General features: G+C 73.3%; 16 protein-coding genes. 5 read left to right on the forward strand and 11 right to left on the reverse strand.

All coding sequences use genetic code 11. The annotated features are described in order from the left end of the window. The first annotated feature begins 250 nt into the window (after positions 1–250). Entirely contained in the window at positions 251–856 is a 606-nt protein-coding gene (locus E4U92_RS31635) for a YceI family protein (protein WP_137303858.1), read from the forward strand. A 90-nt stretch (positions 857–946) separates the two neighbouring features. On the opposite strand, the gene E4U92_RS31640 is transcribed toward E4U92_RS31635, so the two are convergent. Together E4U92_RS31640 and E4U92_RS31645 are read right to left on the reverse strand one after the other, a co-directional pair. Beyond that, complete coding sequence (locus tag E4U92_RS31640; protein ID WP_137303859.1) at positions 947–2,332, reverse strand: hypothetical protein; 1,386 nt, start codon at positions 2,330–2,332, stop codon at positions 947–949. Between the two features lie 74 nt (positions 2,333–2,406). After that, on the reverse strand, positions 2,407–5,418 hold the full coding sequence (locus tag E4U92_RS31645; RefSeq protein ID WP_137303860.1) for a glycoside hydrolase family 3 protein: 3,012 nt from the start codon (positions 5,416–5,418) through the stop codon (positions 2,407–2,409). A 141-nt stretch (positions 5,419–5,559) separates the two neighbouring features. Here E4U92_RS31645 and E4U92_RS31650 point away from each other — a divergent pair, with 141 nt between their 5' ends. Together E4U92_RS31650 and E4U92_RS31655 are read left to right on the forward strand one after the other, a co-directional pair. Beyond that, positions 5,560–7,425, forward strand: a complete 1,866-nt coding sequence (locus E4U92_RS31650) for a lectin (RefSeq protein ID WP_137303861.1) — start codon at positions 5,560–5,562, stop codon at positions 7,423–7,425. A gap of 238 nt (positions 7,426–7,663) precedes the next feature. Continuing rightward, entirely contained in the window at positions 7,664–8,278 is a 615-nt protein-coding gene (locus E4U92_RS31655; RefSeq protein WP_137303862.1) for a GOLPH3/VPS74 family protein, read from the forward strand. Positions 8,279–8,303: 25 nt separating this feature from the next. Here the strand turns inward: E4U92_RS31655 and cimA are convergent, their stop codons facing one another. From cimA to ureA, 5 genes are all read right to left on the reverse strand, one after another. After that, complete coding sequence (gene cimA / locus E4U92_RS31660) at positions 8,304–9,917, reverse strand: citramalate synthase (protein ID WP_137303863.1); 1,614 nt, start codon at positions 9,915–9,917, stop codon at positions 8,304–8,306. Between the two features lie 283 nt (positions 9,918–10,200). Further along, positions 10,201–10,803, reverse strand: a complete 603-nt coding sequence (locus E4U92_RS31665) for a TetR/AcrR family transcriptional regulator (RefSeq protein WP_137303864.1) — start codon at positions 10,801–10,803, stop codon at positions 10,201–10,203. 10 nt (positions 10,804–10,813) lie between these two features. After that, a complete protein-coding gene (locus E4U92_RS31670) occupies positions 10,814–11,848 on the reverse strand; it encodes an agmatine deiminase family protein (RefSeq protein ID WP_137303865.1) in 1,035 nt (344 codons plus the stop codon). A gap of 9 nt (positions 11,849–11,857) precedes the next feature. Next, positions 11,858–13,567 (reverse strand): urease subunit alpha, encoded by a 1,710-nt coding sequence (locus E4U92_RS31675; protein WP_137303866.1) that lies wholly within the window; start codon positions 13,565–13,567, stop codon positions 11,858–11,860. After that, a complete protein-coding gene (gene ureA, locus E4U92_RS31680; protein ID WP_229863012.1) occupies positions 13,564–14,310 on the reverse strand; it encodes an urease subunit gamma in 747 nt (248 codons plus the stop codon). The genes E4U92_RS31675 and ureA overlap by 4 nt, the downstream gene beginning before the upstream one ends. Before the next feature lie 114 nt (positions 14,311–14,424). Here ureA and E4U92_RS31685 point away from each other — a divergent pair, with 114 nt between their 5' ends. Next, positions 14,425–15,903, forward strand: a complete 1,479-nt coding sequence (locus tag E4U92_RS31685) for a cytosine permease (protein ID WP_137303867.1) — start codon at positions 14,425–14,427, stop codon at positions 15,901–15,903. Positions 15,904–15,938: 35 nt separating this feature from the next. Here the strand turns inward: E4U92_RS31685 and E4U92_RS31690 are convergent, their stop codons facing one another. Next, on the reverse strand, positions 15,939–17,027 hold the full coding sequence (locus E4U92_RS31690; RefSeq protein WP_137303868.1) for a branched-chain amino acid aminotransferase: 1,089 nt from the start codon (positions 17,025–17,027) through the stop codon (positions 15,939–15,941). 253 nt (positions 17,028–17,280) lie between these two features. Next, positions 17,281–18,333 carry a 3-isopropylmalate dehydrogenase gene (locus tag E4U92_RS31695; RefSeq protein ID WP_137303869.1) on the reverse strand — a complete coding sequence of 351 codons (1,053 nt, stop codon included), beginning with the start codon at positions 18,331–18,333 and terminating at the stop codon, positions 17,281–17,283. Between the two features lie 149 nt (positions 18,334–18,482). Here E4U92_RS31695 and E4U92_RS31700 point away from each other — a divergent pair, with 149 nt between their 5' ends. Further along, a complete protein-coding gene (locus tag E4U92_RS31700) occupies positions 18,483–20,024 on the forward strand; it encodes a purple acid phosphatase family protein (protein ID WP_137303870.1) in 1,542 nt (513 codons plus the stop codon). 82 nt (positions 20,025–20,106) lie between these two features. On the opposite strand, the gene E4U92_RS37100 is transcribed toward E4U92_RS31700, so the two are convergent. Both E4U92_RS37100 and pruA read right to left on the reverse strand, forming a co-directional pair. Further along, complete coding sequence (locus E4U92_RS37100) at positions 20,107–20,238, reverse strand: hypothetical protein (protein WP_137303871.1); 132 nt, start codon at positions 20,236–20,238, stop codon at positions 20,107–20,109. A gap of 276 nt (positions 20,239–20,514) precedes the next feature. Then, positions 20,515–22,146 carry an L-glutamate gamma-semialdehyde dehydrogenase gene (gene pruA, locus E4U92_RS31710; protein ID WP_137303872.1) on the reverse strand — a complete coding sequence of 544 codons (1,632 nt, stop codon included), beginning with the start codon at positions 22,144–22,146 and terminating at the stop codon, positions 20,515–20,517. Position 22,147: the final 1 nt, after the last annotated feature.

A 22,147-nucleotide genomic window follows, 5' to 3' on the forward strand; every position in this document is an offset into this window, starting at 1 on the left:
TAGGGGTGACACAAAGAGCCCGCTGACACGGGACCGCGCGCGAGGGAGAATCGACGGGAACGGGCGGCGCCCAGTGGAGTGATCCCCCGAGCCTAGCCGCTCCCCGGAAGGCCACCTGACGGGCACCCCGCGTCACGACGGCGACACGCTGCGGATGATGTTGAATCTTGAACGGAATAGGTCTAAGGTCGTCCCTGTTGAGGTCGTTGAACATTCAACGGAACACCCTCCCGTCCCCAAGGAGCACCCCATGAGCATCTTCGGCCGCAAGAGCGAGACCACCACCGCGACCCCCGCCACCGCCGTGAACGCGGACCTCGCCGCCCTCACCGGTGACTACACGATCGACCCGGCGCATTCCACGATCGGTTTCGTCGCCCGGCACGCCATGGTCACCAACGTGAAGGGCAAGTTCACCGACTTCACCGGCTCGCTGCACCTGGACGGCTCCGACCCCGCGCGCTCCACCGCCACCCTCGACGTGCGGATGGACAGCATCGACACCGGGTCCGCCGACCGCGACGGCCACCTGAAGAGCGCCGACTTCTTCAAGACCGAGGAATTCCCGACGATGACCTTCCGCTCCACCGGTGCGGAGGCCCTGGGCGGCGACGACTACCGCATCACCGGCGAGCTGAGCCTGCTCGGCGTGACCAGGCCGCTCACCATCGACCTGGAGTTCAACGGCGCCGCCAAGGACCCGTTCGGCAACGAGCGCGTCGGCTTCGAGGGCAAGGCCGAGATCCTGCGCTCCGACTGGGGCCTGACCTGGAACGCCGCGCTGGAGACGGGTGGCGTGCTGGTCTCCGACAAGATCAAGCTCACCTTCGACATCTCTGCGATCCGCGCCGCCTGACGCCGGCTGCGCCCGCGGCAGTACGACGAGCGCCCGTTCCCCGCACCGCGGGGGGACGGGCGCTCGTCGTCGCACCGGCCCGGGCCGGTGTCAGAAGTCCCCGCCGCCCCCGCCGCCGAAGTCCCCGCCCCCGCCGAAGTCCCCGCCGCCTCCGCCGAAGCCGCCGAAGTCGCCGAAGTCACCGGGATCGAAGTCGGCGCCCGAGACGTCGCCGCCCTGGTAGCCGCCGCCGAAGGTGTCGAAGTCGCCGTAGCCGGCGCCGTACGCGGCCGCGTAGGACGGCGTGGCCATCATGCTGCCCAGCATCGTGCCGACCAGCAGGCCCGGCAGCAGACCGCCGCCGTAGCCGCCGAAGTAGCCGCCCGCCCAGGGGCCGTAGGCCGGGCCCGCGTCCCAGTAGGGGCGGCGGCCGAAGTCGCTGTCCACCTCGCGCACGGCCGGGTCGCGGCCGTCGGCCAGCCGGGTCGCGTCCGCCGCGCACACCGGGACCTCGCGGGCCGCGCCGCCGGGCGGGCTCCACACCGCGTCGGTGACCGAGGGGCCGTGCCGGGGGTCGAAGAAGCACGGCGGGCGCCGCTCGGGCAGGGGCCGGTGCTCGCGCCGGGCGGCCAGCCGGGCCAGCGAGAAGCGGCCGTCCTCCAGCGCCTCGGTGACCGCGCGGACCTCCTCGGGCCGGGCGGCGGCGGCCATGGCCGACTTGGCCCGGTCGTAGGCGTCCAGGGCGTGCTCGTAGTCGGCACGCATCGCGTCGTCGGCGCCCGGCTCTGCGGGGTGGAACTCCAGGCGGTCCAGCTCCTCGCCGAACGCGGTGATGTCCTCGTCGACGACCACCCGCAGCCGCTCCAGCGCCGCCCGCTGCTCCTGGGCGCGGCGCCGCCGGTTGCGGCTGACCAGGGCGTACGCGCCCGCGCCGCCCGCGACCAGGACCGCGGCGGTGGTGACCAGCGCGGTGGTGGAGATGCCGGTGCCGCCGGAGGTGCCCCAGCCGGAGGGCGCCGAGCCGCCCATGTGGGCCACGGCCCGCTCGGTGAAGTCGGTGAGCTGGGTGGCCGCGTCGCCGTCGCCCTGGACGCTGGTCACGAGGTTGCGCACGGCCGCGTTCGGCAGCACGGAGGAGTCCGCGCGGGCGTCGAACCGGTCGCCGAGGCGGATCGCGTACACCCCGGTGATGCCGGTGGCGGTGCGCAGGTCGGTGAAGAGGTTCCGGGTCGGGTAGTCGGCGGGCAGGACGGCGACGAAGACGGGCTTGTCGGCGTCCTCGATGCGCTTCCGCAAGGCGTGCGCGTCCGCCTGCGACAGCTCGGCGGACGCGGCCGGGTCGACGTAGACCGGGCTCTCGCGCAGGGCCTCGGCGATCTGCGAGACGCTGGTGGCGGCAGCGGCGCGCGGGGCGCCCGCCGAGAGCACGGTCAGCACGGCGAGCGCCAGCGCGGCCAGCAGCGCGCCCACGCTTCGGGCAGGAGTCGCGAGCCTCATGACCCCGGACTACCCGGATATCGGGAAGCTACCCGAAGGGCGCGAAACCGGGCGGATACCGCCCGGCGCGGTCGCTACGCGGCCCGGTAGGCCGCGGTCAGCTTGTCCACCGCCTTTCCGTAGTGTCCGGTCAGCAGCAGGTGGTCGGCCTCGGCGAAGGGGCGGGCGAGGGCGGCGGTGATGTGCTGCCCCGCCTTCTGCTGGACGATCAGCCGGGCCCGGGCGACCAGCGCGGCCCCGGTCCGGTCCGCGCCGGCGCGGTCGGCGGCCTCGGCCGCAGCGGCGAGCGCCTCGAGGGTGGCGGCGCCGCCCCGGGGCACCGGGGTGAGCGTGGTCAGGCCCCAGCCGTAGGGGAACTGCGGGTCGTAGGCGGTGTCACCGACGTTGATCGGAAGCTGCGCCTCCGACTTGGGCCAGGTGACGGGGAGCTGCCCGGTGAAGGGGCGGCGGCCGTACAGGACGTCGGCCACGCCCGCGCCCTCGGTGCCCGGCAGCCAGGAGGCGACCAGGGCGTCGATGCCGGGGAGCCGGTCGCCGAGGAGCTGGGGCCGGCCGGAGACGACCAGCACCACGCACTTCATCGCCCCGCACACCGTGTCCACGGCCTTCTGGTCGGCGGCGGACAGCCGCAGGTCGTGGCCGTTGCCCACGTCGCCGACGCCCTCGGCGTAGGGGGTCTCGCCGACGACGACCACGCCGACGTCGTGGCCGGCCGTGGGCGCGGAGGCGTCCTGGGAGTAGGTGACGTGGCCGCCGGCCGCGCGCATGCCCTGGAGGATCGTGGTGCCGGTGGTGACGGCGCCGGAGGAGCCCTGCCAGGTCAGGGTCCAGCCGCCGGACTGGTTGCCGATGTCGTCCGCGTTGGAGCCCGCGACGTAGACCCTCTGCGACGTCTTCAGCGGCAGCAGGCCGCCGTCGTTCTTCAGGAGCACCTGCGACTCGGCGGCCGCGCGGCGGGCGACGGCGCGGTGCGCGGCGGAGCCGATGCCGGCGGCGCCGCGGGTGTCGGCGTAGGGGTGCTCGAACAGGCCGAGCCGGAACTTCTGGGTGAGGATCCGGGCGACCGCGTCGTCGACGCGCCGCTCGCTGACGCGTCCGGCCCGCACCTCGTCGGCCAGGGTGGTGGCGAAGTCCTTGTAGCCGTACGGGACCATCATCATGTCGACGCCCGCGGTGACGGCGGTGCGGACGTGCGCCGCGTAGTCGCCGGGGAGCTGGTCGATGGCGTTCCAGTCGCTGATGACGAAGCCGTCGAAGCCCATCCGGCCCTTGAGCACGCCGTTGATCATGTCGCCGCGGGCGTGCATCTTGACCGGGCCCCGTCCGTCGCCGGCGATGTCGAGCGAGGAGTACGACGGCATGACGGTGCCCACGCCCCGGTCGACGGCCTCCTGGTACGGCGCGAGGTGGACGGCCTCGAGCTGCTGCCGGGTGACCTCGGTGACGCCCTGGTCGATGGTGTAGGTGCCGGTGGTGGAGGAGCCGTAGGTGGTGCCGCCGTCGCCGACGAAGTGCTTGGCGGTGGCGAGGACCTTGTCGGCGCGGTCCAGGTCGCTGCCGTCGGCGCGGCCCTGGAGGCCCTGGATGATCGTCTCCATCGACTCGACGAGGGCGGGGTCCTCGCCGAAGGACTCGTAGGAGCGGCCCCAGCGTTCGTCGCGGGTGACGCACAGGCAGGGCGCGAAGTCCCAGGGCACGCCGGTGGCGCGGACCTCGGCCGCGGTCACCGCGCCGGTGCGCTGGACGAGGGCGGGGTCGCGGGTGGCGCCGAGACCGATGTTGTGCGGCATGACGGTGGCGCCGGCCAGGTTGTTGTGGCCGTGGACGGCGTCGACGCCGTAGACGAGCGGGATCTGGAAGCGGGTCGCCCGGGTCCGGAGCTGGAAGGCGTCGATCATCTTCGCCCAGGCGTCGGGGGTGTTGGGCGTGGGCGTGGAGCCGCCGCCGGAGAGCAGGGAGCCCAGGCCGTAGGCCGCGATGTCACCGGGTGCGCTCATGGCGCCGCGCTCCGCCTGGGTCATCTGGCCGGCCTTCTCCTCCAGGGACATCCGGGAGAGCAGGTCGGCGACGCGCCGCCGCACGGGCAGCTTGGCGTCCAGGTACGGCAGTCCGTGGGCGTCGACGACGACCTCGGGGTCCTCGGCGGGCGGCTTGGCGCCCGTGACCGTGAGCTTCAGCGGGATCGTCTCGGCGGGCTCGGCGGAGCGGTCCTTCAGGGTGTGGACGCGCACGGTGCGGGTGGTGCCGGAGGGCGTGCCCGCGGGGAAGGTGAAGGTGCCGGAGACGGGGGTGTAGTCGGTGCCGGGGCGGGCGGTGCCGCCCGCGGTGCCGTAGGCGACCGTCACGGGCTGGTCGACGGGGGCCGCGCCGGTGGTGGTGAGGGTGACCTGCACGGTGGCGTCGCCGCCCTCCGCCACCGGGTGGACGGCCGCGTCGGTGGTGACGGCGGCGCGCAGCGACTGGTCGGCGGTGCCGTACAGCTCGACGCCGTCCACGGCGAACCGGCCCTTGACGCCGACGGGCAGGGTGAGGGCGTAGCCCCACATCTGCGTGAGCCCGAGGACGTGGTCGATGCCGCCGACGGGCTGGTAGTCGGTGCGGTAGACGAAGTCGGTGAAGGGCAGTTCGACCTGTTTCCAGCCGGTGAAGTCGTCGGTGAACGAGGTCGTCCACAGCTCGGAGGCCTCGCCGTGGGCGCCGCCGTCCTTGATCTCGAAGGCGATCTTCCTGCCGGTGCCCTGGCCCTCCCACCACAGGCGCACGCCCCGGTGGGCGGACCAGTCGTGGGCGGGCCGGTCCGCGGCGAAGTCGTGGGTGAAGCCGCCGTAGCCGCTGATGTCGTAGGTGCCGGTGAGGACCTTCTCGCCCTCGGGGGCGTCGGGGCGCGCGGTGAGCTGCAGGGCGGGCGGGTCGTCGCTGTCGCCGCCCCAGGTGAAGATGCCCTCGGCGGGCTGGGCGGCGAACGGCACCTCGCCCTCGAAGCGGTCGACGGCGACCGCCGGCGGGTCGGCGGCCGCCCGGGACACGGCCGGGGTGAGCAGTGCGGCGCACAGGGCGGTGGAGACGAGCAGGGCGGTTCTTGGCATGGACCTTCCCTCGACTCTCTGGTTCACTCTGGCTCGAGCAGTTCACTCATGACTTAGATCACATCGTGAGTTAACAACCTCCGAGACTTAACCAAGCCGCCGCAGACCCGTCAAGACGTCCCGTCAGAAGGGCATGCACCGATGAGACGATCCCCCCACACCCTCCGGCTGCTGCTCGCGGCCGGGCTCGCCCTGGCCGGGCTGAGCGCCACCGGCCCCGCCGCGCACGCCTCCGGCGAACAGGTCACCGCGTACCTCACCACCACCGACGACGACGCCGGACGGCACGTGGTGCGCGGCCTGCAGGCGCAGGCGCCGTTCGCCTTCCAGTCCGGCACCGGGGGCGGCGGCGAGAACATCACCGTCGACGAGAACACCGGGTACCAGACCTTCACCGGCGGCGGCGCGTCCTTCACCGACACCGCGGCCTGGCTGATGAACAGCAGCGGCGCGCTGTCGCAGGCCACCCGGGACGCCACGATGCGCAAGCTGTTCTCCCCGACCGACGGCATCGGCCTGTCGTTCCTGCGCAACCCCATGGGCGCGTCCGACCTGGCCCGCTTCGGCTACACCTACGACGACGTGCCGGCCGGGCAGAGCGACCCGTCCCTGGCGAAGTTCTCCATCGCCCACGACCTGGCCGACGTCGTCCCGCTGACCCGGCAGGCGCTCCAGCTCAACCCGTCCCTGACCGTGATGGCCTCCCCGTGGACGGCGCCGGCCTGGATGAAGGACAGCGGCTCGCTCAACGGCGGCTGGCTGAAGGCCGAGGACTACGGGGCCTACGCCTCCTACTTCGTGAAGTACCTCCAGGCCTACCGCGACCAGGGCGTCCCGGTCGCGTACGTCACCGCGCAGAACGAGCCGACCTGCTGCTCGGGCTACCCGTCGATGAGCTGGAACGCGAGCGGGCTGGCGTACTTCACCAAGAGCGAGCTGCTGCCCAAGCTCCAGGCGGCGGGCCTGTCCACCAAGGTCCTCGCGCACGACTGGAACTGGGACACCTACGACGCCTACGCGGCCCAGACCGTGGACGACGCGGCGGTGCGCAACCACCCCAACTTCGGCGGCATCGCCTGGCACGGCTACGGCGGCGACATCGCCAAGCAGACCGCGGTGCACAACCAGTACCCGGGGCTGGACGCCTTCGGCACCGAGCACTCCGGCGGCACCTGGATCGCCAACCAGCAGCGCGAGGACATGTCCAACATCATCGACTACACCCGCAACTGGGCGAAGTCGGTGACCAAGTGGTCCCTCGCGGTGGACCAGAACCGCGGCCCGCACAACGGGGGCTGCGGCACCTGCAGCGGCCTGATCACCGTGCACAACGGGGACGGGGCGAGCGGGACCGTCGACTACACCGTCGAGTACTACACGATGGGCCACCTGACGAAGTTCGTGCGGCCCGGCGCCCAGCGGATCGCGTCCACCGCCTCGTCCGCCGTGCCCAACGTCGCCTGGCGCAACCCCGACGGCTCCAAGGCGCTCATCGCGTACAACGACTCCGTCTCCGCCCGCACGGTCACGCTCAACTGGGGCGGCCAGCACGCCACCTACTCCCTGCCCGGCAGGACGTCGGCCACCTTCACCTGGTCCGGGACGCAGTCCGGCGGGGGCGGGCAGAGCGGCGCGTTCGTGGGACTGGCGGGCAAGTGCCTCGACGTGGCGGGCGGCGCCACGGCCAACGGGACCGCGGTGCAGCTCTACGACTGCAACGGCTCGGCGGCCCAGCGCTGGACCGTGCAGGCCGACGGCTCGGTCCAGGCCCTCGGCAAGTGCCTCGACGTGGCCTCCGCCTCGACCGCCGACGGGGCCAAGGTGCAGCTCTACGACTGCAACGGCACCGGCGCGCAGCGCTGGTCGTACAACGCGGCGACCGGCGACGTGGTGAACACCGCGGCGAACAAGTGCCTGGACGTCACGGACAACTCCTCGGCCAACGGGGCCCGCGCCCAGATCTGGTCGTGCACCGGGGCCGCCAACCAGAAGTGGGCCCTGCGCTAGGGGATGTCTCGTCGGTCAGGCCGGATCAGGGAGCGGCGCCCGGTGCCGTGCATCGCAAGGCGGAGGAGGGCGGCGATGCGGAGCATCGCCAACCGACGACAACGCGGCGAGGCGCGGCACCGGACGCCGCGAGCCCGGCCTGACCGACGAGACACCCCCTAGGGGGATGTCCCGTCCCCGGGCCTGGACCGCACCCGGCCGGTTACCCTGACCGGGACGTCCGCACCGGGAGGCCGGGATGACCACCGCACAGGATCTGCTGATCGTCGCGTTGGACGAGCCGTCCAGCCGGCCCGTCGCCCAGGGCGACCTCTCGCTCGCCCTCGCCGGCGCGGAGGTCCTCGACCTCCTGGACGCCGGGGCGCTCTCGCTGGACGGCGACCGGCTCGTGCCGTTCGGCGAGCGCCCGACCGGGGACCCGCTGCTGGACGAGGCGCGCGCCTCGCTGGTGCGGGAGGAGCCGTACGAGACGGTCGAGGACTGGCTGTGGCGCCGGGGCAACGGCCTGGCCGCCCGGTACGCCACCGCGCTGGAGGAGGAGGGCCGCCGGGCCGGAGCGCCCCGGCGGCTGCTGCCCCGGCTCGGCGGCCGGACGGAGCGGGCCGACTCCGCCGCCCGGCACCGCGCGGGCGAGCGCTGGGCGGTGCGCGAGCCGGTCCTCGCCACGCTGGCGGCGACCCTCGGCATCCAGGAGGCACCGGTCGGCGCCCCCGACGACGCCGACCCGGCGGAGGGGAACGCGCTCACGCTGGTGTCGGCCACCGTCGAGGACGCCCTGACGGAACTCGAGGCGGTACGGCAGCGGCGGCGCATCGAGGACGACGCCTTCGCCAACGTCTGGCGCGCCCCCTGACGGACGCCGGCCGCCCGGGCGCGGGCTACTCGGCGGGCTCGACCCCGGCGCGCAGCAGCCCGTAGGTGCAGGCGTCCTCCAGGGCCTGCCAGGAGGCGGCGATGACGTTGTCCGCGACGCCCACCGTGGACCACTCCCCCGTGCCGTCCGACGTGGAGATCAGGACGCGCGTGGTGGACGAGGTGCCGTGCTTGCCCTCCAGGATGCGGACCTTGTAGTCGACCAGCTCCAGCTTGGCGAGCTGGGGGTAGATCTTCTCCAGCGCCACCCGCAGGGCCCGGTCCAGGGCGTTGACCGGGCCGTTGCCCTCGGCGGTGGCGACGATGCGCTCGCCCTTGGCCCACAGCTTGACCGTGGCCTCGTTGGCGTGGGTGCCGTCGGGGCGGTCCTCGACGATGGCCCGCCAGGACTCGACCTCGAAGTAGCGCAGCGGACGGCCGCCCTGGACCTCCGTGCGCAGCAGCAGCTCGAAGCTGGCGTCGGCCGCCTCGTAGGTGTAGCCCTTCAGCTCGCGTTCCTTGACGCGCTCGACGACCCGGCCGACCAGCTCGCGGTCGTCGCCCAGGTCGATGCCCAGCTCCTTGCCCTTGAGCTCGATCGAGGCGCGGCCCGCCATGTCGGAGACCAGCATCCGCATGGTGTTGCCGACCTGCTCGGGGTCGATGTGCTGGTACAGGTCCGGGTCGACCTTGATGGCGGAGGCGTGCAGGCCCGCCTTGTGCGCGAAGGCGGACAGGCCGACGTAGGGCTGGTGGGTGGAGGGCGTCAGGTTGACGACCTCGGCGATGGCGTGGGAGATCCGGGTGGTCTCGCGCAGCCGGCCCTCGGGCAGCACCTTCTTGCCGTACTTCAGCTCCAGCGCGGCGACCACCGGGAAGAGGTTGGCGTTGCCGACGCGCTCGCCGTAGCCGTTCGCCGTGCACTGCACGTGGGTCGCGCCCGCGTCGACCGCGGCGAGGGTGTTGGCGACCGCGCAGCCGGTGTCGTCCTGGGCGTGGATGCCGAGGCGGGCCCCGGTGTCGGCGAGGACGGTGGAGACGACGGCGTGGACCTGGGCGGGGAGCATGCCGCCGTTGGTGTCGCACAGGACGACCACGTCCGCGCCGGCCTCGGCGGCGGCCCGCACGACGGCCTTGGCGTACTCGGCGTTGGCGCGGTAGCCGTCGAAGAAGTGCTCGCAGTCGACGAACACCCGGCGGCCCTGGGCGCGCAGGTGGGAGACGGTGTCGCGGACCATCTCCAGGTTCTCCTCGAGCGTGGTGCGCAGGGCGAGTTCCACGTGCCGGTCGTGCGCCTTGGCGACCAGCGTGACGACCGGGGCGCCCGACTCCAGGAGCGCCTTGACCTGCGGGTCCTCTGCGGCCGTCGCGCCGGCCCGGCGGGTGGCGCCGAAGGCGACGAGCTGGGCGTGCCGGAAGTCGATCTCCGCGCGGGCGCGGGCGAAGAACTCGGTGTCGCGGGGGTTCGCGCCGGGCCAGCCGCCCTCGATGAAGCCGACGCCGAAGTCGTCCAGGTGCCGTGCGATGGCGAGCTTGTCGGCGACGGTCAGGTTGATGCCCTCGCGCTGGGCACCGTCGCGCAGGGTGGTGTCGAAGACGTGGAAGGCGTCGTCGAGCTCGCTGGTTGCCGTCTCGGTCATGGTCTGAAGGCTCCTGATGTCGGATCTCGGTCTACCGGAATGACCGGCTCCACCGCCCCCATGCTCCCGCGCGCTCTCGCTCCCGGCTGCGGGTGGGCCAGAAAAGCGAAAAACCTCTCGCGGGTGCGAGAGGTCTGCGCGCGGGTCGAGGCGACGGTGGCCGCTCTCGTACCTGGTCGTACGAGGCGGTCACTGCGGACCGGCGCGCCTGCTGCCAATAATCATGGCGAACGAGAGCACGGTGGCAGTCTGGCACAGGCCGCCCGGCAGCTCACCGTCCGTCTCAGGATGCGAACAGCGCGTCGTCCAGGAACGCGTGGACGTGGGCGAGCACCTGCGCGCGGTCGGTGCCGCGCAGGCCGATCGCCACGTGGATGGAGAAGCCGTCGAGCAGGGCGCGCAGCCGGGCGGCGAACCGGTCGGGGTCGACGCCGCGGAACTCGCCGCGCGAGACGCCCTCGGCGAGCAGGGCCACCAGGTCGCGGTGCCAGGCGCCCTCGATGGCGGCCTGCCGCTCGCGGGCGGCCGACTCGGCATCGGCGTTCTGCGAGCGGTTCCAGACCTCCAGCCAGAGCGTCCAGTGCGGGTCGCGGTGGCCGTCGGGGACGTACAGGTCGACGTAGGCGGCGAGGCGGTCGCGGGCCGTGCCGGGGCGGGCCAGCAGGCGGGCGCGCTCGGCGCCCAGGCGGCCCTCGCTCCACTCCAGGGTGCGCAGCAGGAGCTCGTCCTTGGAGCCGAAGTAGTAGAGCAGGTGGCCGCTGCTCATGCCCACCTCGCGGCCGAGGGCGGCCATGGTGAGCCGCTCCAGGCCGCGTTCGGCGATCATCGCCATGGCCGCGGCGAGGACCTCCTCGCGGGGCGGCGCCTGTCTGCGCCCACCGGCCATGCGCTGCCCCCTAGATCCTCGGCTGCTGTTGCGTGATGCAGTGGATGCCACCGCCACCGGAGAAGATCGTACGGGCGTCGACCAGGGTCACCGTGCGCTCGGGGAACAGCCGGCGGAAGATGCCGGCCGCGATCTCGTCGCGCGGGTCGTCGAAGCCGCACAGCACGACGCCGCCGTTGCAGAGGTAGTGGTTGATGTAGGAGTAGTCGGCCCAGTGGCCGTCGGCCTCCAGGGTGGCGGGGGCGGGCACCTCCACGACCTCCAGCCGGCGTCCGCGCGCGTCGGTCTGGGCCCGCAGCAGGCCGATGACCTCCCGGGTCACCTCGTGGTCGGGGTGCGCCGGGTCGGGCTGGTGGTGGGCGACGACGACGCCGGGGCGGGCGAACGCGGCCACGATGTCGACGTGGCCGAGGGTGCCGAAGCCGTGCGGGGGGTAGTCGCCGGTCAGGCCGCGGGGCAGCCAGATCGCCTTGCGGGTGCCGAGCAGGCCGTGGATCTCCGCCTCGACCTGCTCGCGGGTCCAGCCCGGGTTGCGCTCGGGCCCGAGCTGCACCGTCTCGGTGAGCAGGACGGTCCCCTCGCCGTCGACGTGGATCGCGCCGCCCTCGTTGACCAGCGCCGAGGCGTACGTGCGGGCCCCGGTGAGGTCGGCGACGTGCGCGGCGATCTTCGCGTCGTGCTCCCAGCGGGCCCAGTGCTGGGCGCCCCAGCCGTTGAACGTCCAGTCGACGGCGGCGAGTTCGCGTCCGTTGCTGAGGAACGTGGGCCCGATGTCCCGCATCCAGGCGTCGTCCAGGTCCCGTTCGACGGTGTCGACGCCCTCGCCCAGCACCTCGCGCGCCCCGGCGGACTGTCCGGGGCCGCACACCACCGTCACGGGTTCGAAGCGGCGTACGGCACGGGCGACCGAGGCCCAGGCATCGCGCGCGGCGGCGAGTCCGGCGGGGTCGTCGAAGGTGGGGTTGGGGGACGGCCAGGCCATCCAGGTGCGCTCGTGGGGGGCCCATTCGGCGGGCATGCGGAAACCGTCGGCGGCAGCGGACATCGGCGATCCTCAGAGGAAGTAGAGGCGGTTGAGGGAGACGGACTCGGCGGGTTCGGAGCGCAGCGGCTCGCCGTCGAGGGTGACCAGGCCGGTGCGCCCGTCCACGTCGACCTGCCCGGTACGGCAGTTGCGGCGCAGGTCGGCCGGTCCGATGCCGCGGGTGCCGCGGACCGCGACCCGGCGGCGCCGGGTCGGCAGGGTGTCGTGGCCCTGGTCCACGGCGGCGCGGGCGACGAAGGCCACGGACAGGTCGGCGGGGGTGGCGCCGTGCGCCCCGAACTGCGGCCCCAGGACGAGGGGTTCGCAGGTGTCGGTGGCGGCGTTGGGGTCGCCGGTGACGCCGTAGGCCGGGAAGCCGGACTTCAGGACGAGCTGCGGCTTGGCGCCGAAGTACTCCGGCCGCCACAGCACGAGGTCGGCGAGCTTGCCGACCTCGATGGAGCCGACCTCGTGGGCCAGGCCGTGCGCGATGGCCGGGTTGACGGTCAGCTTCGCGATGTAGCGCAGGACGCGGTCGTTGTCGTCGCCGGCCGGGGCGCCGAGCTCGGCCTTCATCTTGCCGGCCATGGCGAAGGTGCGACGGACCGTCTCGCCGGCCCGGCCCATGCCCTGGGCGTCGGAGGAGGTGATGCCGATGGCGCCCAGGTCGTGCAGCACGTCCTCGGCGCCCATGGTGCCGGCGCGGATGCGGTCGCGGGCCATGGCGGCGTCGCCGGGCAGGTCGGTCTTGAGGTCGTGGACGGAGACGATCATGCCGTAGTGCTCGGCGACCGCGTCCCGGCCGAAGGGCAGGGTGGGGTTGGTGGAGGAGCCGATGACGTTCGGCACGCCCGCCATCTTCAGCACGTTGGGGACGTGTCCGCCGCCGCAGCCCTCGATGTGGAAGGCGTGGATGGTGCGGCCCTCCAGCACGCGCAGGGTGTCCTCGACGGACAGGCACTCGTTCAGCCCGTCGCTGTGCAGGGCCACCTGGACGTCGTGCTCCTCGGCGACGCGCAGCGCGGTGTCCAGGGCCCGGGTGTGCGCGCCCATGTCCTCGTGCACCTTGAAGCCGCTCGCCCCGCCCTCGGCCAGCGCCTCGACGAGCGGCGCCTCGTGGGAGGACGAGCCCCGGCCCAGGAAGCCGATGTTGACGGGCCAGGCGTCGAAGGCGTTGAACGCGTGCCGGAGCGCCCAGGGCGAGTTGACGCCGACGCCCCAGACGGGGCCGAACTCCTGCCCGACGATCGTGGTCACCCCGGAGGCCAGGGACGCCTCCATGACGCGCGGGGAGAGCAGGTGGACGTGGGTGTCGACGGCCCCGGCGGTGGCGATCAGGCCCTCGCCGGACACGATGGACGTGCCCGTGCCCACGACGACGTCCACGCCGTCCAGGGTGTCGGGGTTGCCGGCCCGGCCGATCGAGGAGATCCGGCCCTCGCGGATGCCGATGGAGACCTTGCGGATGCCCTGCACGGCGTCGATCACGACGACGTTGCTGATCACCACGTCACACGTCTCGCGCACGGCGGCGGCCTTCAGGTGCAGCCCGTCGCGGGCCGTCTTGCCGAACCCGGCGAGGAACTCGTCGCCGTGGTGCTGCGCGTCGGACTCGACGCGGACCACGAGTCCCGAGTCCCCGAGCCGGATGCGGTCCCCGGCCCGGGGGCCGTGGGTGGCCGCGTACTCGTGGGGGGTGAGGCGGCGGGCCTCGGCGGGGTGTCCTCCGGGACGGCTCATCGCGGGTCCTCCTCGCGGGGGTGGGCGTCGGGGCGGTCGCCGGGTGCGGCGTCGGGGCGGGGACCGGGCCCGGCGCCCAGGTAGCCGCACGCCGCCGCCCGTCGCAGGGCCTCCTCCCGTGCGCCCGGGGCGTCGAGCGGGCCGTCGACGAGGCCGGCGAAACCGATGGCGACGCGGGCGCCGCCGAGGGGGACGAGGCCGACCTCGTGCGTCTCGCCGGGCCCGAACCGCACCGAGGACCCGGCGGGCACGGCGAGCCGCATCCCGTAGGCCGCGGCGCGGTCGAAGTCGAGGCGCGGGTTGGCCTCGAAGAAGTGGAAGTGGGAGGTGACGGAGACCGGCACCGGGGCGGTGTTGGTGACCGTGAGCCGCACGGCCGCCTCCGGCTCGGCGTGCTCGGGGCCGGGCAGCAGGGCCCCGGGGGCACCGTCGCCGAGCGAGCCGCCGATGGGGTCGGAGACCACGGCCAGCCGTGAGCCGTCGTCGAAGACGGCCTCGACGTGCACCTCGGTGACGACGTCGGCGACGCCCGGCAGGACGTCGTCCGGGCCGAGCACGCGCCGGGCGCGGTCGATCGCCTCCGCGAGCCGGGCGCCGTCGCGGGCGGCCTCGCACACGGTGTCCGCGATCAGCGCCGTCGCCTCGGGGACGTTCAGCCGGAGCCCGCGGGCCCGGCGGGCCCGGGCCAGCTCGGCGGCGCCGAAGAGCAGCAGCCGGTCGCGTTCGGTCGGGGTCAGCCGCATGTCACTCCCTCCATTTAGAACATCACTCTAAACATGAAAATCCCTCGACGAAAGGTTGACGTCGGCATGGCGCAGCTATCACATTGAACGTCGTTCTAACCGAGGGAGACCAGCATGCCGATGGAACAGCGCGGAGTCGACACCGTCCCCGAGGACGAACGCACCAGCGGTCCCCGCGACCTGGTGTCGATCCTGCTCGGCTCGAACCTCTGTCTGGGCGTGATCGTCTTCGGCTGGCTGCCCGCGTCCTTCGGACTCGACTGGTGGGGTTCGCTCACCTCGATCGTGGCGGGCACCGTCGTCGGCACCGCCCTCACCGCGCCGCTGGCGCTGATCTCGCTGCGCACCGCGACCAACCTGTCCACCTCCTCCGGCGCCCAGTTCGGGGTGCGCGGACGCCTGGTCGGCTCGGTGGTGGGCCTGCTGCTGGCCCTCGGCTACACCGCGCTGACCGTGTGGATCGGCGGGGACGTGGTGGTCGGCGTCCTCGGCCGCCTGGCCGGCCTCCCCGCCGACGCCGTGTCGTACGCCGTGGTCTACGGGCTGCTCGCGGCGGCGACCGTCGCGGGCGCCGTCTACGGTTACCGGGTGCTGCTGGCGATGTCCCGGGTGCTGGCCGTCGGCATGACCGCGCTGCTGGCGCTCGGGGTGCTCGCCTACGCCCCGCACTTCACCACCGCCGCGCTGCCGGGGGCGGGCGGCTACCTGCTCGGGGGCTACTGGCCCACCTGGTTCCTGTCGGCGGTGGCCGCCGGGCTGTCCGGGCCGATCGCGTTCATCACGCTGCTCGGCGACTACACCCGCTACATCTCACCGGCCCGCCACTCCCCCCGGCGCGTGCTGCAGGCCACCTGGCTCGGCCTGCTCCTCGGCCTGCTCGTGCCGCAGCTCTTCGGCACCTTCACCGCCTACGCGGCCCGCGCGTCCCTCGACTACGCCGGCCCGCTGGTCGACGCCTCCCCCGCCTGGTACCTCGTCCCGCTGCTGCTGGCCGCCTCGGCGGGCTCGGTCGGCAACGCGGGCCTGATGCTGTACTCGATGGGCCTCGACCTCGACGCGATCCTGCCCCGCGCCTCGCGCGCCCGGGCCACCTGCACCGTCGCCGTCGTCGCCACGGCCTGCGTCTTCGTGGGCCACTTCGCCTCCCGCGCGCAGGACGCGATGACCTCCTTCGTCCTGCTGCTCACCGCGATCGGCACCCCGTGGGCGGTGATCACCCGCATCGGCTCCGTGCGCTGCCGCGGCGTCTACGACCCGGACGCCCTCCAGGTGTTCAACCGCCGCGCCCGCGGCGGGATCTACTGGTTCACCGGCGGCTGGCACGTCCCCGCGACGGCGAGCTGGGCGCTGGGCGCGGTGGTGGGCGTGCTCGCGGTGTCGCTGCCGTCGTACCAGGGCCCGCTGCTCGGGCTGACGGGCGGGGTGGACTGCAGCTTCCTGCTGTCCGGGCTGGTGGGCGGGACGGCGTACGCCCTGTCGACGCGGACGTCGGCCCGCACGGCGGCCCCGGAGTCCCTCGGGGAGGGGTCCGGGGCCGGGGCGTCGGGGTCCGCGGCACTGCCGGCCGAGCCGGGCGGGCGCGGCCGGGGCTGATCCCGTACCGCTGCCCGGGCCCCGCCGTGCCGGGGTCAGGCCAGCCGGTGCATCCAGCCGTGCTTGTCGTCGGCGGTGCCGCGCTGGATGTCGAGCAGCGCGTCGCGCAGCCGCAGGGTCACCTCGCCGGGCTCGCCGCCGCCCTGCTGCCACTCGCCGCTCGCGCGCTTGACCGTGCCGACGGGCGTGATCACGGCCGCCGTACCGCAGGCGAACACCTCGGTGAGGGTGCCGTTCTCGGAGTCGCGCTGCCACTGCTCGACGGAGACGCGGGCCTCCTCGGCCCGGTACCCGAGGTCGCGGGCGACGCTGAGCAGGGAGTCACGGGTGACGCCCTCCAGGATGGAGCCGGTCAGCGTGGGGGTGACGATCCTGTCGCCGTACACGAAGTACAGGTTCATCCCGCCCAGCTCCTCGACCCACTGGTGCTCGACCGCGTCGAGGTAGCAGACCTGGTCGCAGCCCTTGGCCGCGGCCTCGGCCTGGGCGAGCAGGGAGGCGGCGTAGTTGCCGCCGGTCTTGGCGTCGCCCATGCCGCCGGGGACGGCGCGGACGCGGTCCTCCGAGACCCAGATGGACACCGGGCGCACCCCGCCCGGGAAGTACGCGCCGGCCGGCGAGGCGATGACCAGGAACAGGTACTCGTTGGCCGGCTTCACGCCCAGGCCGACCTCGGTGCCGATCATGAAGGGCCGCAGGTACAGCGACTCCTCGCCGCCGTGCGCGGGCACCCAGTCCTTGTCCTGGGCGACCAGCGCGTCGCACGCCTCGATGAACGTCTCCACCGGCAGCTCCGGCATCGCCAGGCGGCGTGCGGACCGCTGGAAGCGCAGGGCGTTCTGGTCCGGGCGGAAGGTGGCGACCGAGCCGTCGGGCTGGCGGTAGGCCTTCAGCCCCTCGAAGATCTCCTGGGCGTAGTGCAGGACGTGGGTGGCCGGGTCGAGCGGGATCGGCGCGTACGGAACGAGCTGGCCGTCGTGCCAGCCCCGGCCCTCGGTCCACTTGATCGTCACCATGTGGTCGGTGAAGTGGCGGCCGAACCCGGGGTTGGCCAGGATCGCCTCGCGCTCGGCGGCGGAGAGCGGACTGGCGGAGGGCTTGAGCTCGATCGTGGGCGTCGTCATGAGTGGTTGTCCTTCACCGGTTGTCGTGACGGGCCGCGCTCATGCCCCGCACGACCGTGTCGGCCGGTGGTAGGACGTCCGAGCATTCCCTCATGTCGCGGCTCCGCGTTCGATTATCGCGCGGATGCCGGGGCGGAAGGAATCGGGGTGAAGGGTGAAGCGGCCCAGGGGTTGATGGTGGCACCCGGGACCGCATACGGAAAGCCGCCGGGTGCGGAAGCGACCCGACGGCTCTCGTGTGCAGCGCGGCGGGTCAGCCGGCTACGCGTACGGCGAGCGCGTCGCCGATCTGGGCGGTGCTGCGGGCGGGCTGCCCGGCGCGCTCCGCGAGGTCGGCGGAGACGGCGTCCTCGATGCGCGTGGCCTCGGCCTCGTAGCCGAGGTGGCGCAGCAGCAGGGCGACGGACAGGACCGTGGCGGTGGGGTCGGCCTTGCCCTGGCCGGCGATGTCCGGGGCCGAGCCGTGCACGGGCTCGAACATGGACGGGAACGCGCCGCTCGGGTTGATGTTCCCGGACGCGGCGACGCCGATGCCGCCGGAGACGGCCGCGGCGAGGTCGGTGATGATGTCGCCGAAGAGGTTGTCGGTGACGATGACGTCGAACCGCTCGGGCTGGGTGACCAGGTAGATGGTGGCGGCGTCGACGTGGATGTACTCGGTGGTGACCTCGGGGTACTCCGCGGCGACCCGGTGGAAGACGTCCGTCCACAGGTGACCGGCGAAGGTCAGCACGTTGTTCTTGTGGACGAGGGTCAGCTTCTTGCGCGGGCGGGCCTGGGCGCGGGCGAAGGCGTCACGGACGACGCGCTCGACGCCGTAGGCGGTGTTGACCGAGACCTCGGTGGCGACCTCGTGCTCGGTGCCCCGGCGGATGGTGCCGCCGTTGCCGGTGTACGGGCCCTCGGTGCCCTCCCGGACCACGACGAAGTCGATCTGCGGCTCGCCGGCCAGCGGGGTGGCGACACCCGGCAGCAGCTTGGAGGGGCGCAGGTTGACGTGGTGGTCGAAGGCGAAGCGAAGCTTGAGCAGGAAGCCGCGCTCCAGGACGCCGGACGGCACCGAGGGGTCGCCGATCGCGCCGAGCAGGATGGCGTCGTGCCGCTTCAGGGCGTCGAGGTCGGCGTCGGTGAGGGTCTCACCGGTGGCGTGGTAGCGCCGGGCGCCGAAGTCGTACTCCTTGGTCTCCAGCTTCACATCCTGCGGGAGGACGGCGGAGAGGACCTTGAGCCCTTCGGCCACGACCTCCTGGCCGATGCCGTCACCGGGGATCACTGCGAGATTGAGGATGCGAGAGCTTGCCGACATGGCGAGCACCCTACCCCTCGTCCCATGGGATGACACGGGTCGTCCGCCATCCGGACACGCGGGGGGCCTGCGGTACCCCCGGACGGCGGTTCCCCACGGCGGCCGGAGCGGGGAAGGGTGTTCGCTCGACACGAGTCCCGGGAGGGCCCATGCGGAGCACGGCCGAGCGTCACGAGTACCTGAACACCCGCCTGGTCCCCCGCCGCACGCTGGTCACGGCGGGCGCGGTGGCGGGCGGGCTGCTGACGGGCTGCTCGGCGTCCGGCACCCCGGCGCGCACGGCCGCCGTCCGCACCGCGGTGACGGCCCCGGCCGGCTCCTCCTCCGACAAGGCCCCCGGCGGCGCGGTCGCGCCGTTCGGCCGGCACCTCGCCTTCGGCGGTGACCCGCGCACGTCGATGCGGATCTCCTGGCAGGTGCCCGCGCCGGTGGACCGGCCGTTCGTACGGCTCGGTGCCCGCCCCGACGGCCTGGGCGAGCGGATCGGGGCGGAGGTGCGCGCGCTGCACACCCCGGGCGTGGCCGGCGAACGCCCCGCCGTGGAGCAGTACTACCTGCACGTGGCGCTGGACGACCTGCTGCCGGGCACGACGTACCACTACGGCGTGGGCCACGACGGGTACGACCCGGCCGACCCGGAGCACCGCGCGGGCCTCGCCTCGTTCCGCACCGCCCCGGCCCGCCCCGAGCGCTTCACCTTCACCGCCTTCGGGGACCAGGGCGTGGGCGGGGCGGCCGCCGCCAACGACTCCCTGCTGCTGGACCGCCGCCCGGCCTTCCACCTGCACGCGGGCGACCTCTGCTACGCGGACGGCAGCGGGCAGGGCCGGACGTCGGACGCCTACGACCCGACGGCCTGGGACCCGTTCTTCCGGCAGAACGAGCCGGTGGCCCGCGGCGTCCCCTGGATGGTGACGACCGGCAACCACGACATGGAGGCGTGGTACTCCCCCGACGGCTACGGCGGCCACCTGGCCCGCTTCTCGCTGCCCGGCACCGGCTTCGACCCGCGCACCGCGCCCGGCGTGTACGCGTTCACCTACGGCAACGTCGGCGTCGTGGCGCTGGACGCCAACGACGTGTCGTACGAGATCCCCGCGAACCTCGGGTACACGCAGGGCCGTCAGACGGCGTGGCTGGACCGCACGTTGAAGGGGCTGCGGGAGGCGGACGGCGTCGACTTCGTGGTCGTCTTCTTCCACCACTGCGCGTACTCGACGTCGGCGCACGCCTCGGACGGCGGGGTGCGCGCGCAGTGGGTGCCGCTGTTCGCGCGGTACACGGTGGACCTGGTGGTCAACGGGCACAACCACGTCTACGAGCGGACGGACGCGCTCAGGGACGGCGCGGTGGGGCGGGTGGTGCCGGTCGGCGGCAGCACGGACCCGCGGCGGGACGGCACGGTGTACGTCACGGCGGGCGGCGGCGGCCGGGACCTGTACGGCTTCGCGGCGGACGCGCCGGAGAGCTACGAGGGGCACGAGCGCGAGGGCGACGCGATCGGCACCTTCCACTGGACCAGGGGCGGGCGGTCCGCGCCGGAGACCGTGACGTGGTCCCGGGTGCGCTACCGCGGGTTCTCGCTGCTGTCGGTGGAGGCGGAGCCCGGTCCGGCGCCGCGGCTGACGGTCTCGGCGCTCGCCTCGGACGGCGGGCGCGTCGACCACTTCGAGGTGCGGCGCGGGGTCTGAGTCCCGTCGGACGCCGCGCCGCACCCCGCGGGGAGGCGGCTCCCGGCTCGTGGGGGGGGCGGCAGACGGGCTGCCGCCAGGCTCAGTGCCCGGTCTCGCCGCCGTTGTCCCGCCGGTCCAGGGCGCGCTGCAGCGCGGCGGCGGCGTTCTTGCGGTCGGACTCGCTCGTACGGGAGAGGTGGCGGACTCGGCGGCGGGCGGTCGTCTCGGCCATGGTCGTCGGCTCCTTCGGCATCCGGGAGTGCGCTGTGCACGGGAGGGTGTTCGAGACGCCGGAAAGGGCGGGGAGCGGGGGCCGCAGGGGTTGCCTGCACGGGGCCCGGCTCACGACCGCCATTCGCTGGGTCGAGCGAGACGTTCGGCTCCTACAAAGCTAAGCGACGGCCCTCGGTCTGTCTGCACAATTACTCGGACTTCCTACTATCTGAGACGGCGACGGGCCGGGCCCGACCCGGAGGTCGGTCCCGGCCCGTGCGGGGCGCGGCCGGGCTCAGCCCATGTGCGGGTAGCCGTAGTCGGTCGGCGGGACCAGCGTCTCCTTGATGGCGCGGGTGAGGGTCCAGCGCATCAGGTTCTGCGGGGCGCCCGCCTTGTCGTTGGTGCCGGAGGCGCGGCCGCCGCCGAAGGGCTGCTGGCCGACCACGGCGCCGGTGGACTTGTCGTTGATGTAGAAGTTGCCGGCCGCGTAGCGCAGCTTCTCCATCGTGTACGCCGCGGCGGCGCGGTCGTTGGCGACGACCGAACCGGTGAGGGCGTAGGCGGACACCGACTCCATCTGGGTCAGCATCTCGTCGTACTTCTCGTCCTCGTAGACGTACACGGCGAGGATCGGGCCGAAGTACTCGGTGGTGAACACCTCGTTCTCCGGGTCGGTGCACTCGATGACCGTCGGGCGCACGAAGTAGCCGACCGAGTCGTCGTAGCTGCCGCCCGCGACGATCGTGCAGGACGGGTCGTCCTTGGCGCGGTCGATGGCCGCCTTGTTCTTGGCGAAGGCGCGCTCGTCGATGACGGCGCCCAGGAAGTTGGACAGGTCCGTCACGTCGCCCATGGTCAGGTAGTCGACCTCGGCGGCGAACTCCTCCTTGAAACCGGAGTTCCAGATGGAGGCCGGGATGTACGCCCGCGACGTGGCGCTGCACTTCTGGCCCTGGTACTCGAAGGCGCCCCGGGTCAGGGCCGTCTTCAGCACCGCGCGGTCGGCCGACGGGTGGGCGACCAGGAAGTCCTTGCCGCCGGTCTCGCCGACCAGGCGCGGGTAGGAGCGGTACGTCTCGATGTTCTCGCCGACCGTCTTCCACAGGTACTGGAAGGTCTTGGTGGAGCCGGTGAAGTGGATGCCGGCCAGGTCGCGGTGGTGCAGGGCGACCTCGGAGACCTCGATGCCGTCGCCGGTGACGAGGTTGATGACGCCCTTGGGCAGCCCGGCCTCCTCCAGCAGCTCCATCAGCAGGACGGCCGCGTGGGTCTGGGTCGGGGACGGCTTCCAGACCACCACGTTGCCCATCAGCGCGGGGGCGGTGGGCAGGTTGGCCGCGATCGCGCTGAAGTTGAACGGCGTGATCGCGTAGACGAAGCCCTCCAGCGGGCGGTGGTCCAGGCGGTTCCACACGCCCGGGGAGTTCGCCGGCGGCTGCTCGGCGAGGATCTGGCGGGCGTAGTGGACGTTGAACCGCCAGAAGTCGACCAGCTCGCAGGGGCTGTCGATCTCGGCCTGCTGGGCGGTCTTGGACTGGCCGAGCATGGTCGAGGCGGCGATGGTCTCGCGCCAGGGGCCGGCCAGCAGCTCGGCGGCGCGCAGGATGATCGCGGCGCGGTCGTCGAAGGACAGCGCGCGCCAGGCCGGCGCGGCGGCGAGGGCCGCGTCGATCGCGTCCTGCGCGTCCTGCCGAGTGGCGTGGCGCAGCGTGCCGAGGACGGCCTTGTGATGGTGCGGCTGGACCACCTGGAAGGGCTCGCCGCCGCCCATGCGCTTCTCGCCGCCGATGGTGCAGGGCAGGTCGATCGGGTTGTCGGCCAGCTCCTTGAGCTTCGCCTCCAGGCGGGCGCGCTCGGGCGAGCCGGGGGCGTAGCCGTGCACCGGCTCGTTGACGGGGGTGGGGACCTGGGTCACAGCGTCCATG

The sequence above is a fragment of the Streptomyces galbus genome (genome assembly GCF_005280195.1).
GTDB lineage: Bacteria > Actinomycetota > Actinomycetes > Streptomycetales > Streptomycetaceae > Streptomyces > Streptomyces galbus.

Excerpts from the sequence above, each read along its gene's own strand:
- E4U92_RS31635 (WP_137303858.1), top strand. The coding sequence starts at position 251 with ATGAGCATCTTCGGCCGCAAGAGCGAGACCACCACCGCGACCCCCGCC.
- E4U92_RS31640 (WP_137303859.1), bottom strand. The coding sequence starts at position 2,332 with ATGAGGCTCGCGACTCCTGCCCGAAGCGTGGGCGCGCTGCTGGCCGCG.
- E4U92_RS31645 (WP_137303860.1), bottom strand. The coding sequence starts at position 5,418 with ATGCCAAGAACCGCCCTGCTCGTCTCCACCGCCCTGTGCGCCGCACTG.
- E4U92_RS31650 (WP_137303861.1), top strand. The coding sequence starts at position 5,560 with ATGAGACGATCCCCCCACACCCTCCGGCTGCTGCTCGCGGCCGGGCTC.
- E4U92_RS31655 (WP_137303862.1), top strand. The coding sequence starts at position 7,664 with ATGACCACCGCACAGGATCTGCTGATCGTCGCGTTGGACGAGCCGTCC.
- cimA (WP_137303863.1), bottom strand. The coding sequence starts at position 9,917 with ATGACCGAGACGGCAACCAGCGAGCTCGACGACGCCTTCCACGTCTTC.
- E4U92_RS31665 (WP_137303864.1), bottom strand. The coding sequence starts at position 10,803 with ATGGCCGGTGGGCGCAGACAGGCGCCGCCCCGCGAGGAGGTCCTCGCC.
- E4U92_RS31670 (WP_137303865.1), bottom strand. The coding sequence starts at position 11,848 with ATGTCCGCTGCCGCCGACGGTTTCCGCATGCCCGCCGAATGGGCCCCC.
- E4U92_RS31675 (WP_137303866.1), bottom strand. The coding sequence starts at position 13,567 with ATGAGCCGTCCCGGAGGACACCCCGCCGAGGCCCGCCGCCTCACCCCC.
- ureA (WP_229863012.1), bottom strand. The coding sequence starts at position 14,310 with ATGCGGCTGACCCCGACCGAACGCGACCGGCTGCTGCTCTTCGGCGCC.
- E4U92_RS31685 (WP_137303867.1), top strand. The coding sequence starts at position 14,425 with ATGCCGATGGAACAGCGCGGAGTCGACACCGTCCCCGAGGACGAACGC.
- E4U92_RS31690 (WP_137303868.1), bottom strand. The coding sequence starts at position 17,027 with ATGACGACGCCCACGATCGAGCTCAAGCCCTCCGCCAGTCCGCTCTCC.
- E4U92_RS31695 (WP_137303869.1), bottom strand. The coding sequence starts at position 18,333 with ATGTCGGCAAGCTCTCGCATCCTCAATCTCGCAGTGATCCCCGGTGAC.
- E4U92_RS31700 (WP_137303870.1), top strand. The coding sequence starts at position 18,483 with ATGCGGAGCACGGCCGAGCGTCACGAGTACCTGAACACCCGCCTGGTC.
- E4U92_RS37100 (WP_137303871.1), bottom strand. The coding sequence starts at position 20,238 with ATGGCCGAGACGACCGCCCGCCGCCGAGTCCGCCACCTCTCCCGTACG.
- pruA (WP_137303872.1), bottom strand. The coding sequence starts at position 22,146 with ATGGACGCTGTGACCCAGGTCCCCACCCCCGTCAACGAGCCGGTGCAC.